This window comes from Candidatus Blochmannia sansabeanus (nom. nud.) (assembly GCF_059935345.1).
The window spans coordinates 349,932-365,736 of sequence record NZ_CP011795.1; the positions used below are offsets into that span (position 1 = coordinate 349,932).

Below are 15,805 nucleotides of genomic sequence, written 5' to 3' on the forward strand. Positions count from 1 at the left end.
TTATATGTTTAATGAAATGAGATATTTTAACTGATATAAAACTGACATATTCAACCGTTGCATTTCAATGCATAAACTAAATTAAAAATTATGAACTTCAAGTTCACACTCAACGGGGAATTTGTGCTAAAAATTGATTGAAAATGTAACAATATGCAGTTTTAATACATAAACAAATTATGGTTATACAAAAATATTAATCCAATAATTTCAGTGAGAGTTATATGAATTTAGATCTTGTTAGTGAACAGTTGCTCACGCCCAATAAATTGCAACATGCTGATCTATCATATTTGTTAAATATGACAGAAAAATTCAAAGTAGATTATGCGGATCTTTATTTTCAATCGTGTTTTCATGAGACATGGGCTCTTGAGGATAGTATTATAAAATCCGGATCTTATGCCATAAATCAAGGTGCCGGCATACGAGTAATTATAGGTGAACAAACAGGATTTGCTTATACCGATCAATTAACTTTAGATGCATTAATTTGTAGCATGAAAGCTGCTACTAGCATTACGCATAAACATCACCATAGTAATAATACTATTATTACTCCTAATCCTAAACATGAATTTATTCGTCCTGTTCATAAACGTTCTTACCCACCCATATATTCCTATATAAACCCATTGTCTAGTATATCTAAAGAAGAAAAAATTGAATTATTAATGAGGATAGATAAAATAGCACGAACTACTGATTCTAGAGTACAAAAGGTTAACGCCAATTTATCAGGTATCTATGAACAAATTTTAGTAACAGCCACAGATGGTACTTTAGCTGCAGATATTCGACCATTAGTGCGTTTATCTATATTAGTACAAGTAGAACAAAACGGAAAACGAGAACAAGGAATAAGTGGTGGTGGCGGAAGATTTGGATACGATTTTTTTAACTCTGTTATACAGGGAGAAACGCAAATAGACCATTGGACAAAAGATGCTGTTCAAATGGGACTAATTAATCTTGAGTCTATAGCAGCTCCAGCAGGAATTATGACAGTAGTTTTGGGATCAGGTTGGCCCGGCATTTTATTACATGAAGCAGTAGGCCATGGATTAGAAGGGGATTTTAATAGAAGAGGCAGTTCTGTATTTTCTAATAAAATTGGAAATATAGTAGCATCTGAATTATGTACAATAGTGGATGATGCAACATTAAAAGAATTACGTGGATCCTTAACTATTGATGATGAAGGAGTTCCTGGTCAATATAATATTTTAATCAAGAATGGTATTCTGGTAGGATATATGCAAGATAAGCTAAATGCTAGACTAACGGGATGCAATCCAACAGGAAATGGTAGACGTGAATCTTATGCTACTTTACCTATGCCTCGCATGACTAATACTTATATGTTAGCAGGTCAATCAACACCTGAAGAAATTATTGATAGTGTAGATTACGGAATATATGCTTCAAATTTTGATGGTGGCCAAGTAGATATCACGTCAGGTAAATTTGTATTTTCTGCATCCGAGGCTTTTTTAATTGAAAAAGGTCATATAACAAAATCTATCAAAGGAGCCACCTTAATAGGATCAGGAATAGAAATAATGAAAAATATTTCTATGGTTGGCAATGATCTATATTTAGATAAAGGAGTAGGAACATGCATAAAAAACGGACAAAGTATACCAGTTGGCGTAGGCCAACCAACAATAAAATTAGATAAAATTACCGTTGGAGGGACCAAATAGTTAAATTATATATGTATATAATTTAACTATTATTAGTAATTAATAAAGATGATTGTGTTATTACATAATGATTGCTTTATATTTATATTTATAATATAAAGTATATGTTTTATTTATTATCTATAATACTGAGCTGCATTTAAATTACTTTACATTAAACATATAAAATTATGTCAGTATTTAGATACTTAATACTAGTCGTATTGTCTATATTCCGTATAGTTTATCTTTAATAAAGGATTCTTACTACAGGAGAATAATATGGATGTGATATATAATATGATACAACAACGTAACTTTCTAGAAAATATAGTAGATCAAGCTTTAAATTTAGCACATGCATATTCAAATGAAGTAGAAGTATCAATCGTTAAAACTACGGGAATTACTGTTAGCACACGTTATGAAAAACTTGAGAACGTTGAATTTAATAGTCATAATGTCTTAGATATAACTATATTTCGTCAACAACGAAAAGGCACTGCTCTTTCAAATGACTTACATGAAAAAGCAATAATCCGTACTATTGAAGCAGCAGTGAATATAGCATGCTATACCTCTCCAGACCCATATTCTGGTATTGCTGATAAAGAATTATTAGCATTCAATTCTATGAATCTTGACCTATTTCACCCCATTGATTTAAATACTAAATTAGGTGTAGCTTTAGCGTCTACAGCAGAACAAACAGCATTACATCATGATAAACGTATTATTGCTACCGAAGGAGGTAGATTTAATAGCTATTTTATTACTAAAGTATTTGGAAATAGTCATGGTATGTTACAGAGTTATACCAGTAGTCGATATTCTTTATGTTGTAGTGTAATTGCTTCAAGTAATGGTATTATGGAACAAAATTACGCATATACATTAAGCCGTGTATTCAATGACCTACGTTCACCAGAATCAATTGGACAAGAATGCGCCCAACGAGCATTAGATCATTTAAATTCAAAAAAAATTAAAACGACAGAATCTCCAGTATTGTTTTCTGCTGAAATAGCCACAAGTCTATTCCATCATTTATCGGAAGCTATTTACGGAAATAATGTATACCGAAAATCTACTTTTTTACTAAATTGTTTGAAAAAGAAAATTTTCCCTTCTTGGGTATCAATCAAAGAACGTCCACATATTCCAAAAGGATTAGGATCTGCCCCGTTTGACGGTGAAGGAGTACAAACACTAAATCGCACTATCGTAGAAAATGGAATATTAAATAGTTGGATTTTAAATAGTTATTCTGCGCGAAAAATGGGACTGAAAACTACTGGGCATGCTGATGGTATTTATAATTGGTATATTAGTTACCAAGATTTAAGTTTTATAGAATTAATAAAACACATGCATCGTGGGCTGATTATCACTAGTATAATGGGACAAGGGATTAATATTATGACCGGGAATTATTCACGCGGGGTGTCTGGATTTTGGGTAGAAAATGGAAACATTCAATATCCAGTAAATGAAATTACTATTGCTGGAAATTTAAAAGAAATGTTTTGCAATATTGTTGCTATTGGACATGATACTGAAACAAGAAATCATATTCATTGTGGATCCGTTTTAATATCTTCCATGAAAATAGCGGGATTTTAAATAAATGATTAAATATATTATTTTATTATTAAAAATCATGTTGCTAAATTCTGCACATCTGCATTATGCACAAAACATCTGCATTCAAAAATAAATTATACTGTTTATACAATCTACAATATATGTAGACATATATTGACTATAACTTAAAGTCTTACATACAAATAATTAGTGATGAATATGAATAATTAATACATAAAGTAAAACAATAAATAAAGCCAGTATTCATTATATTATTTAATTTAAACACGGAACAAATATAAACCAAAATAAAATACTATGTTAATTTAATCAATAATTACTACATCTTATTTAAGATAAGATGTCTAAACAAAATTTTTGAAAAATTTAACACAATAGATTTTATCCTACACTATATAGTTTTACATTTTATTACAATTAAATATATGCATAATACTATGCAATGCTAACCACATTTGAGATACTCACAGTTAACTATAACATAAACACTTATATGTAATAAAATAACTTATTTATATAAATAGATTACCTAATAATTAAATAACACATGACTAAACTCATTAAAGATATTTATCCCCTAAAGTTATTAATCCTTTATACCGCAATATGTTTATTTATTTTATAGTAAAAACATTTCTAAAGGTAAAATATTAACCACTTTCAAAACAAAATCAGCATTTTACTCTAATATATAGAGCAGAAAAATTAAATTTAAAACTATACTATTAGTACTATTAATTTTTTAATAAATAATATTTATTATCTTATTTGTTTATTTTAAATTGAATAAAAAATTATTATTCAATAATAATTAATAATTTAAATCAAAAATATAATTAATATATTTTTAGATCACTTAATTAATGTAATATTAATCTAAAATACATATGTGACAATGACTTACTATTTATTTTATTGTAAATAAAATAAATAGTTGTATTTAAAACCTGAAATAATTAATCATTCCATTTAAATGTTAAAAATACTAAATATTTTTTAAATAAACAAAAAATGATTTAAATCAAAAATCTAATTTAAAAAATAGAATTTTAAAATCATTAAAATTTTGATAAATATTAAATGATAAAGCAATTTATCAATAAATGATTATTTATTCTTCTTTTCATAATGCTCAATATTGAATATAACTGATTTGCCCCCATATCCTTTAAATATCTAGTTAATAAAGATGATATAATTAAATATTTAAAATTGTTATAATCTAAAAAGATTTAACTAAGAGAGATAGCTCTATGAATAGTGAGCAACCTGAGAGCATTGAAATCCCTGTATTGCCTCTGCGCGATGTAGTAGTATATCCACACATGGTGATCCCGTTATTTGTTGGACGAGACAAATCAATTAGATGTCTTGAATCTGCTATGGATGGCGACAAAAAAATTATGTTGGTAGCTCAAAAAGAAGCATCAACTGATGAACCAAGCATTAATGATCTTTTTGCAGTTGGCACAATATCTATGATATTACAAATGCTAAAACTTCCAGATGGGACAGTGAAAGTATTAGTTGAAGGGTTGATACGAGCTCGTATTATTGAATTAACAGATACTGGAAATCACTTTAAAGCTAATATCATCTCTTTAGAACTTAAAACATTAAACGAACGTGAACAAGAAATACTAATGCGTGCTGTTATTAATCAATTTGAAGGATATCTTAAACTTAACAAAAAAATACCACCTGAAGTTTTAGTATCACTCAGTAATATTAAAAATGCGGATCGTCTTGCTGATACCATTGCTGCTCATATGCCACTAAGACTAAATGATAAACAATCAATATTAGAAATGTCAGATGTTACAGAACGATTAGAATATTTAATGGCAATGATGGAATCAGAAATTGAATTACTGCAAATTGAAAAACGTATTCGCAGTCGTGTAAAAAAACAAATGGAAAAAAGCCAACGTGAGTATTACTTAAATGAACAAATGAAGGCTATTCAAAAAGAACTAGGAGAACTAGATGAAATCATTGATGAAAATGAAGCTCTTAAACGTAAAATAGAAGCAGCTAAAATGCCTAAAGAAGCACGAGATAAAGTAGAATCAGAATGGCAAAAATTAAAATTGATGTCTCCTATGTCAGCTGAAGCTACTGTAGTGCGTGGATATATTGATTGGATATTATCAGTACCATGGCATGCAAGAAGTAAAATGAAAAAGGATATACTTAAAGCCCAAGAAAGTCTGGACAAAGATCATTATGGATTAGAGCGCGTTAAAGATCGTATTTTAGAATATTTAGCCGTACAAAACAGAATAAATAAAATAAAAGGACCGATTTTATGTTTAGTAGGACCACCTGGAGTAGGAAAAACATCGCTTGGGCAGTCTATTGCTAAAGCCACTGGGCGTAAATATGTACGTATGGCTTTAGGTGGTATGCGTGACGAAGCAGAAATTAGAGGTCATCGTCGCACTTATATTGGATCTATGCCTGGTAAACTTATACAAAAAATGTCTAAAGTTGGTGTAAGAAATCCATTATTTCTTTTAGATGAAATAGATAAAATGTCCTTAGATATGCGTGGAGATCCAGCTGCTGCTTTATTAGAGGTGTTAGATCCTGAACAAAATACTGCTTTTAATGATCATTATTTAGAAATAGATTACGATTTATCTGATGTTATGTTTGTTGCTACTTCTAATTCAATGAATATTCCAAGTCCTTTATTAGATCGCATGGAAGTAATACGCTTATCTGGTTATACCGAAGATGAAAAATTAAATATCGCACGACAACACTTATTAACTAAACAAATAGAACGAAATGCTTTAAAACCGGAAGAATTAACTATTCAAGACGATGCTTTGATAGGAATTATTCGATATTATACACGCGAAGCTGGGGTACGAAATTTAGAACGTGAAATTTCTAAATTATGTAGAAAAACAGTTAAAATGCTATTAATGAATAAAAAAATCAAATATATAACCATTGATAAAAACAATTTAAAAAATTTCCTTGGTGTACAACGTTATGATTGCACCCGTGCAGATCAAGAAAACCGTGTTGGACAAGTAACTGGGCTGGCCTGGACTGAAGTAGGGGGAGATCTTTTAACGATTGAAACTGCCTGTGTTCCAGGAAAAGGAAAGTTAACTTATACCGGTTCCTTAGGTGAAGTTATGCAAGAATCTATTCAAGCTGCATTAACTGTAGTACGAGCACGTGCAGATAAACTAGGCATTAATACTGATTTTTATGATAAAAAAGATATTCATGTACATGTTCCTGAAGGAGCTACGCCAAAAGATGGACCGAGCGCTGGAATTGCTATGTGTACCGCTTTAGTTTCTTGTCTAACAGGAAATTCTGTTAAATCTAGTGTAGCTATGACAGGAGAAATAACTTTAAGAGGACAAGTATTACCTATCGGAGGTTTAAAGGAAAAGTTACTAGCAGCACATCGAGGAGGTATTAAAACGGTATTAATACCATATGAAAATAAAAGAGACCTAGAAGATATGCCTGCCATTGTAGTAAATAACTTGAATATTCATCCAGTAAAGCAAATTGACGAAGTTTTAATTTTAGCACTACAAAATGCTCCATTTCATTATGAAACAATACCTCATACATCATCACTATCATGAAATTATAAAATATTTTCAAAAAATATATAAAATAAAGAGAAATATATACTTCCCGTTACATCATTGCTACAACATATCAATAAATTTAAAAATTGCAGCTACGAGTTTGAGTTATTCAGATAATAATATATCCTCTTTATAAGATTAAAAAATTACTGTAATCTTAAAAAGAAAACTATTAATTTTAATTACTAAATTTTAAAAACAGAAGAATTCTATATTAATAGAACCAATCTTACAATATTAAGAAATCATAAATAAACACAGCTAACTTAACCACATTGACATTGCCGTCTATTCTATCAAAAACATTCTACATAAAAATTATAGAGACCTACACAATCAATTACCCATCGATTAACAAATATAATTAATAAAGATTTATAAAACTAATTAAATACTTCGTTCTAACAAAAATATTAAACCATTTAAACACTATAAATGTATACAAATCACATCATCCATAATAACTGAAAATTTAATTTGTTTCACTAAATATTAATAAACTAATTTTAATATATAAGATATACTAAATTATAGTATATATAAACAAAATATCTTATATTTAAACGAGATTTATGCTTAAGTACGTAATTATTTCTTGAAAAATTTAAAATAATCACAGATAATCCTCCGAGGGGATGCTATTAAATGACACATAATAATTTTTGTAAAACCCGGTCAGGTCTGGAAAGAAGCAGCCGTAGCAAAAATTAAGATGATTCTTTATTAGCATCCCAGTATAAAATACTACTTAATATTAGTGTAATTGTATAAACAATATTCCAAAATAAAAATTAAACGAACTATTATAACAATAATTTAATTTGTTTTATTATACTGATAGTACCTATCATTAGGAGAAAATTATTTCTTATGTCACATAAACAAACAGGTGATTAAAATAAACGATTAAATATTGCTTAGTAAATAATAATATAATACAATTTCTAGCAACGCTACGTTGCTATAATTATTTTTAATCAAAATATTAAGTACACAATTTTTAATTATTAATTTAATAAAATATAATAAATTAAACATGTAAGAATTAGCAGTTTTCAATACTAGAATCTGTATCTTTAGAATATAAATTATAACTTACAAAAATACCTAAATAATTAAATAATCACTAAAACATTAAATATGTATCTTTACTAAGATAAATCATTAATTGTATTATTTCTAAAAAATTACACATTAATTTGCAATTAATTAAATTTATAGATTTTCATAAATATTAATAGATTGACTACTATATTTAAATATAGTGTAATAACGCTATTATACTTTAAAGTATTTTATTTGATAAATTTGGATATAATTCAGAATAAACACTTGAAATTTTATCTAAAAATGGATATATAGATCCACATGTACTATATAGATTTATTATATTAAATAACAGTGTAACTATTTATAGTATCCAGTCATTTGATCATGTAAAATACATATTTTTTAAATAAAATTACAGCTTATATAAAATATGGCATTTATGTTTATAATCATAATATTATGAAGTCTGATGCACAAAAAATTCTAATAAATAATATATGAATTAAATTTAAATTATTTTTATATTTTGGAATTAAATATGATCCATGTTATGGACCAACAATTAGAATTAATTAAAAAAAATATTAAATTTGTACCTAACTACCCAAAAAAAGGAATTTTATTTCGCGATATAACTGAACTATTAAAAAACCCACAAGCATATTCGACAAGCATTACTCTTTTAGCCCATCATTATAAAAACTATCAATTAACTAAAATAGTAGGAATAGAAGCAAGAGGATTTTTATTTAGCGCTCCGTTGGCGTTAATATTGAAACTAGGTTTTATCCCTGCTCGTAAATCAGGAAAATTACCACGTGAAACTATTAGTGAGCCATATATTTTAGAATATGATAGTGGATGCCTAGAAATACACGCTGATTCTATTATGCCAGGTGATAAAGTTTTGGTTATAGATGATTTATTAGCGACAGGCGGAACAATTGCAGCAGTAGTGAAATTAATTAGACGATTGGGAGGAGAGGTAAATAATGCTGGATTTATAATAGATTTAGAAAATTTAGGTGGTAGATCACTATTAAAAAAAATAGGAATAAATTCTTACAGTTTAGTAATATTTTCTGATTATTAACAATATGTTGCTCACTAAACCTAATTAGATTTAATTTTTCTGTTTATAACACTATTATATGAGTTGTATATTATGAATTATCAAGTACTTGCCCGTAAGTGGCGTCCAAAGAAATTTTCCGATATTATAGGACAACAACATATTATTAAAGCAATTACACATAGTTTTGAGTTGAATAAAATTCACCAAGCTTACATATTAACTGGTACAAGAGGGATAGGAAAAACTACTATTGCCCGATTGTTTGCAAAAGGATTAAATTGCGAACAAGGATTAACATCTAATGTGTGTGGGCAATGTAATAACTGCCAAGATATTGAATCAGGCTGTTTTATTGATCTTATCGAAATAGATGCCGCATCACGTACTAAAGTAGAAGATACCAGAGAATTTCTAAACAACGTACAATATTCTCCATCACGAGGCCGTTTTAAAGTATACCTTATAGATGAAGTGCATATGTTGTCTCGTCACAGTTTTAATGCTTTACTAAAAACACTGGAGGAGCCACCTACGCATGTCAAATTTATTTTAATTACCACTGAATATCAAAAATTGCCAGCAACCATATTATCCCGATGCCTACAATTTTGCTTAAAACCGCTAAGCGTTTCTCACATCATAGCTCAACTAACATATATCTTCAAGCAAGAAAATATCAAGATAGAATCTTCTGCTTTAGAAATATTAGCTCATGCGTCAAAGGGCAGCATGCGAGACGCACTTAGTTTAGCTGAACAAGCTATTGTATTAGGCAATAATGAAATAACCAATAATGTCATCGATGATATGTTTGGTATATTAAATATCGAATATCCGTTATCTTTACTTGAAAGCTTAATACATGGCAGTATACATGATATACTGCACCAAATTGAAAACTATGAAATTCTAGGAATTAATTGGGATAGTCTTTTAAGCGAAATACTTACCATTTTACAGAAAATAGCTATAAGTCAATTTCTATTAAATTCTATAAAAACGGAAGATGATAATACAATACAACATATAAACCAACGCATATATAAATTAAGTAATCATATTACCCCAGAAAATGTACAATTATATTACCAAATATTTCTATTAGGTCGTCAAGAATTGCCTTATTCTCCTAGCCATCGTATGGGAATAGAAATGACTATGCTGCGTGCATTTGCTTTTCGTCCAGATTCAAAGCAGACTACAAATAAAAAAAATAATAATGATGACAATAGTATATCTACACATTTTATTCATTCAAATAATAATCCTATACTTAATGCCAACAACAAACAACCTACTGTTACCGACGGTATTCAGCCAAAAAATGATAATAAAGATAAAAATCTATTAAATACAACTAATCAACAAAAGAAAATAAACGATATGTTATGTTTAAATTTGAAAAAATCTAACAGTAATACCAATAATACCAATAATACCAAACCAAAATTATCAAAACCTACATCTAACATTGATAATACAGATAATATTTCCAAAATATTAGAAGCTCGGTCAAAACTACTACAATATAAAGAAAGTAATAAATTAAAAAAAATAGAAAAAAAATCAAATTTAACTTCAAAATCTCAACAAACAATAAAAGACATATTAGAACGATTTTCCAATATTAATGTAAACGTTATAAAAAATAATTCTAATAACATTGAAAAAATTAATAAAGATTTATCAGATTCTTTAGAGTATAACAAGAATGATAATAATAACGAAAACTGTAGTAGTAAAAATCGTCAAAATAAAAGTATATCTAATTTCATAAAAGAAATCCTTCAAGAAGCAATGAAAACCGACTCATGGACGTCACAAATATATCGATTGACATTGCCAAAACCAGCAAAAAAATTAGTTATGAATTCTTGGAAAGAAAAAATTTCTTCAAATGAAATATGTCTACACGTTCGCTCTAATTATCAATATTTAAATTCTGTAAAATTGCATGATACAATACAGGAATCACTCAGCAATGATATCGGTATACCAATCACATTACATATTAAAAAAAATGATAATTACGATATAAGAACACCAATAGAACATATGTATATTTTGTACAAAGAAAAAATTTTAAAAATAAAACAAGAATTTTCAAGTGATCCATATATTAACATGATTAAAACTTTTTTTGATGCTGAAATTGACGAAAGTGAGATTAAAATGATTTAATATCAAACGATACCCACTAGATAAAACGTACTACTTATTTACTTAAAGTATATCAATCAGGTGATTATTAAATTAATATTGAATTATTCGTGGAAATATCGTTTGTAATTGCATAATTATGTAATATTTTAACTATTAAAATTTAGTTTAAATCTATCGCAAATATAATTTTTCTCATTAAAAATAAAAAAATCAGCTGTTAAATAATTGTACTAAATAAAAATTAATTTGAAATTATACATAAATAACTTAAATTTGTTAAATATATTCTTTCATTTTTAATTAATTATTTCCCACTATCTATAACAATAATATTACATACTATATGCTTTATTAAATACAAAAATGTAACAAAATACATTTTTATAATCTATAATAATCAATCAATAAAATATTAAATCAATATTTAAATTATGATATAATAACAGCTCTTTTCTGAAAATTAACATAACAATATTACATATTTCATGTGTACAAATATTAAGTAATATTTTTCTTACATCTAAAAATGCTGCCGTAAATATCAATATTATTTAATAATTGTTATACAATTTCGACCGAGAGTTAAATGTGATACGTATTATATTTCTTGGGCCTCCTGGATCTGGAAAAGGAACCCAAGCTCATCTTGTTGCAAATAGATATAACATCCCAAATATTTCCACAGGCAGGATGTTGCGTCAGTCATTTGTCAAAAGTCCGCACCAGGCTGATAAAATTCAAAAAAATATCATGAAGATAATGCATGCCGGGAATTTAGTAAGTGATGATTTTATGGTTCAATTAATTAACACACGTATCAATAAAAATGATTGCTGTAATGGATTTTTATTAGATGGATTTCCCAGAACAATTCTACAAGCGGAATTTATGAAAAAATATAAAATTTTTGTAAATTACATCATAGAATTTGTTATATCAGATTCTATAGTAATTAATCGTATTACAGGTAGACGAATACATATAAAATCTGGTAGAACATATCATACTCAATTCAATCCACCTAAAATTTGTGGACTAGACGACATTACTGGTGAATTTTTGAGTACTCGAAAAGATGACTGTGAACAAGCTATACGTAAAAGACTACATGATTACTATCAATATACTGAACCAGTATTAGATTATTATCGTAACGAATCTAAATCTAATAAAATACAATATTTTTCTATTGATGGAAATCGAAAAATTACTGAAATCTATGAAGAATTAATTAGTTTATTAAATAATAAATAATTGAGCAACAACTAATCATAACTTAACTAACATTAAATATAAAAAAAATAATATCAGGTTTATATATACGATACCTTTATCAACTAACTAAATAACAAATTACCTTACCACATTATTAAAAATTCACATTATTATTTAAAATACTAATGTAACAATCAGAACGGCTAATAAACGTTAATTTCAGTAAAACATAAAATACTATACTTATAAATCTCTATAAGTAAATATCTCTATTAATTAGAAAATTTGGTAATAGTTCAGTATAAACTCTCTAAGTGTTTCATACAAAAATATAATGAAAATATTTTCTTTAAGCATTAATAAGTATATTATCACAAAATTTATTTAAAACGTTTAAAAACCCCACTTACTACTTAATATTAATTTCCTAAATAAAATCTCTTGAGTAGTATACAAACACAACAATGTACAATTCATTTTCTAAATTTCAAATATAAATACCTATATCTATACATTGTTTCCTTAACGCCATAAATCGAAAAACTTTTTATCTGAAAACTCATTATATACAAAATTAAACATAATAATAATAACAAACCCATATTTTAGTAAAATTACTACTTATTAAAAATCTTAAAAAACTAAAAATAAATACATTAAAAAATTTTCAAAATAACCATAATTATCTTTACTAAGATAATAGTACGCCAAAAATACATTAAATAATCACAATAAACAATCGCTAAACCAAAACTATCATTCTAAATTTTCACATAAATAGAAATATAATAAACTAATATATCTCTCTTTAAACACAATAAACACTCTGGTAATTATATTACATATAACAAACAAATCAAAACAAAAATATAATTTAATTTTTTAACTATTTTATATCGGAAATTCCATAAATATAATATTATTATTTTCTTCATTTATTTCTATCATTGAACCATATTTATTCCAACCTCCTAATGCTATTATATTTAATATATCTCTTTTAGATTCCAAAATTTTATAAATCATTGGTTGATGAGTATGTCCATGAATCATAATATCTGCATGATTTTTAATTAATATATCTGTAGCCATTCTTAAATTAATATCCAATTTTTTTTTTGATTTACATTGTTTATGCTGCATGCAGCATAAACGTATCATACTAGAAATACGTAACCGTACAGATAACGGTAATAATAAAAAAAATCGCTGTACTATAATATGTCGAAAATATTTTCTAAATAATCGATATGATTTATCATCAGAACATAAAGTATCTCCATGTAAAATAACAATCTTTTTTCCTGATTCTAATTTTAGAACTTGTTTTGAGGATAATAATGTCATTCCGCAGGCTTTAGCATACTCTTTCCCCAACAAAAAATCGCGATTGCCATGAATAAAATAACACGAAATTTTTTTTTGATTTAATCTTTTTAAAGCTTTAGCAATATTACTATGCAATAGTTTACAGTCATCATCTCCTAACCAAATTTCAAACAAATCTCCTAAAATATAAAGGGCTCGAGCACGTATTGCACAATAATCTAAAAAATTCAAAAACCCATCAGTGATATCTGGAGATTCTGAACGCAAATGAACATCTGAAATAAATAAAATTGACATATCTACTATATAAAATGATGACTGTTATAAATTTTTAATATTCCATATTAAAATTATCCAATTAAAATATAATTAACTAAAGAAAATACATCATATCTATATATAATCAATCATATAATACAATATAACCATCGGTTTCAACCATTTTAATTATACAACAAACATTAATCACATATTTATTGTTAAAATAACATATGTTATATTTTATCATAAAAGTTATGACTATCAATATGATACTAATACAAATCACTTATAATGACTTTATTTAAAAGTATATAACTTTCAATAAGTATTTACATGCCATATAATACTATATCTAACACTATAGAATAAATTAAAATGCTCAGAATTTTTAATACTTTAACAAGAAAAAAAGAAAAACTTATATCTTTTATTGACGGAGAAATTAAAATATATGTTTGTGGTGTTACAGTATACGACTTGTGCCATCTTGGTCACGCTAGAACATTTTTAGTATTTGATACCATTATTCGCTATTTGCGTCATTGTGGATATCAAGTAAATTATGTTCGTAATATTACAGATATAGATGATAAAATTATAAAAAGAGCTTATGAAAATAACGAAACGACTAAACAATTAACTAATCGTATGATTCAGGAAATGCATTTAGATTTGGATTCTCTAAATATATTACGTCCAAATTACGAACCAAAAGTAACCGATCATATTGATATAATTATTAAATTTATTCGCCTACTAATCAAAAAAAACCACGCATATATATCTTCTAATGGAGATATAATGTTTTCTGTAAAAACCATGAATAATTACGGCATTTTATCTAAAAAAAAAATACCTGAAATTTACAATATATTAAACACACAACATACAAAAAAATCTCCTATAGATTTCGTTCTTTGGAAAACATCCAAACCGGGTGAACCCTGTTGGCCATCTCCATGGGGAGTAGGGCGTCCAGGATGGCATATTGAATGTTCTGCTATGAACCATTCTATTTTTGGTAATCAATTAGATATTCATGGTGGAGGATCTGATTTAATTTTCCCGCATCATGACAATGAAATTGCCCAATCTGTTTGTGCTTATGACATGCCTTATGCAAAGATATGGATACATTCCGGCATGCTATTATTAAACCATGAAAAAATGTCAAAATCATCAAACAATTTTTTTACTATACGTGATATTTTAAAACGTTATGATCCTGAAACAATAAGATATTTTTTAATGTCTGCGCATTATCGTAACCAATTAAAATATGATAATAATAGTCTTAAAAATGCACGAGCATCCCTTAAACGACTTTATCTCTCTTTAAGAGATACTAAACCTAATCCTGAGATCAAACTTAATAATAGGGACTACTTTATATCCAAATTTATCTCTAAAATGAATGATGATTTTAATACGCCAGAAGCATATTCAGTATTGTTTGATATAGCGCATAAATTAAATGACTTAAAAGTTAAACGTCATTCTCTCACTCCAAAAATAGCAGCCACTTTAAAATATTTAGCAAACATTATTGGATTATTATATGAAAATCCAGAAATATTCTTAAAAAAAATAGCGTCAAAAAATAATAAAAAATTTAATATTGAAACAATTCAAAAATTAATTAAACGTCGTGAAGATGCTCGAAAAAACAACCAATGGGAATTATCTGATAGAATACGAAATCAACTGACTATCATGGGAATAACATTAGAAGATAGTTCTACAGGAACAACAAAATGGCATTATAATGACACATAATAAATATAAATAATTAAAAA

The 15,805-nt window shown here is 27.1% G+C and carries 8 protein-coding genes and 1 other RNA gene; 8 read left to right on the forward strand and 1 reads right to left on the reverse strand.

Translation table 11 applies throughout. The features are described 5' to 3' along the window. The first annotated feature begins 224 nt into the window (after positions 1 to 224). From tldD to adk, 7 genes are all read left to right on the forward strand, one after another. A complete protein-coding gene (gene tldD, locus Bsans602_RS01525; RefSeq protein WP_500837346.1) occupies positions 225 to 1,706 on the forward strand; it encodes a metalloprotease TldD in 1,482 nt (493 codons plus the stop codon). A gap of 261 nt (positions 1,707 to 1,967) precedes the next feature. Beyond that, positions 1,968 to 3,308 (forward strand): metalloprotease PmbA, encoded by a 1,341-nt coding sequence (gene pmbA / locus Bsans602_RS01530; RefSeq protein WP_500837347.1) that lies wholly within the window; start codon positions 1,968 to 1,970, stop codon positions 3,306 to 3,308. A 1,235-nt stretch (positions 3,309 to 4,543) separates the two neighbouring features. Beyond that, positions 4,544 to 6,910: an endopeptidase La gene (gene lon / locus Bsans602_RS01535; RefSeq protein WP_500837348.1), complete on the forward strand. Its 2,367-nt coding sequence runs from the start codon at positions 4,544 to 4,546 to the stop codon at positions 6,908 to 6,910. 645 nt (positions 6,911 to 7,555) lie between these two features. Next, positions 7,556 to 7,648: signal recognition particle sRNA small type (gene ffs / locus Bsans602_RS01540), an RNA gene on the forward strand. An 856-nt stretch (positions 7,649 to 8,504) separates the two neighbouring features. Beyond that, complete coding sequence (apt, locus tag Bsans602_RS01545) at positions 8,505 to 9,059, forward strand: adenine phosphoribosyltransferase (protein WP_500837349.1); 555 nt, start codon at positions 8,505 to 8,507, stop codon at positions 9,057 to 9,059. Between the two features lie 72 nt (positions 9,060 to 9,131). Then, positions 9,132 to 11,222, forward strand: a complete 2,091-nt coding sequence (dnaX, locus tag Bsans602_RS01550) for a DNA polymerase III subunit gamma/tau (protein WP_500837350.1) — start codon at positions 9,132 to 9,134, stop codon at positions 11,220 to 11,222. Between the two features lie 573 nt (positions 11,223 to 11,795). Next, positions 11,796 to 12,458, forward strand: coding sequence for an adenylate kinase (adk, locus tag Bsans602_RS01555; RefSeq protein WP_500837386.1), 663 nt, complete (start codon positions 11,796 to 11,798; stop codon positions 12,456 to 12,458). Between the two features lie 852 nt (positions 12,459 to 13,310). On the opposite strand, the gene Bsans602_RS01560 is transcribed toward adk, so the two are convergent. Then, positions 13,311 to 14,045, reverse strand: coding sequence for a UDP-2,3-diacylglucosamine diphosphatase (locus tag Bsans602_RS01560; RefSeq protein ID WP_500837351.1), 735 nt, complete (start codon positions 14,043 to 14,045; stop codon positions 13,311 to 13,313). Between the two features lie 339 nt (positions 14,046 to 14,384). Between Bsans602_RS01560 and cysS the strand changes: the two genes are divergently transcribed. After that, positions 14,385 to 15,785, forward strand: a complete 1,401-nt coding sequence (gene cysS, locus Bsans602_RS01565; protein WP_500837352.1) for a cysteine--tRNA ligase — start codon at positions 14,385 to 14,387, stop codon at positions 15,783 to 15,785. Positions 15,786 to 15,805 lie beyond the last annotated feature (20 nt).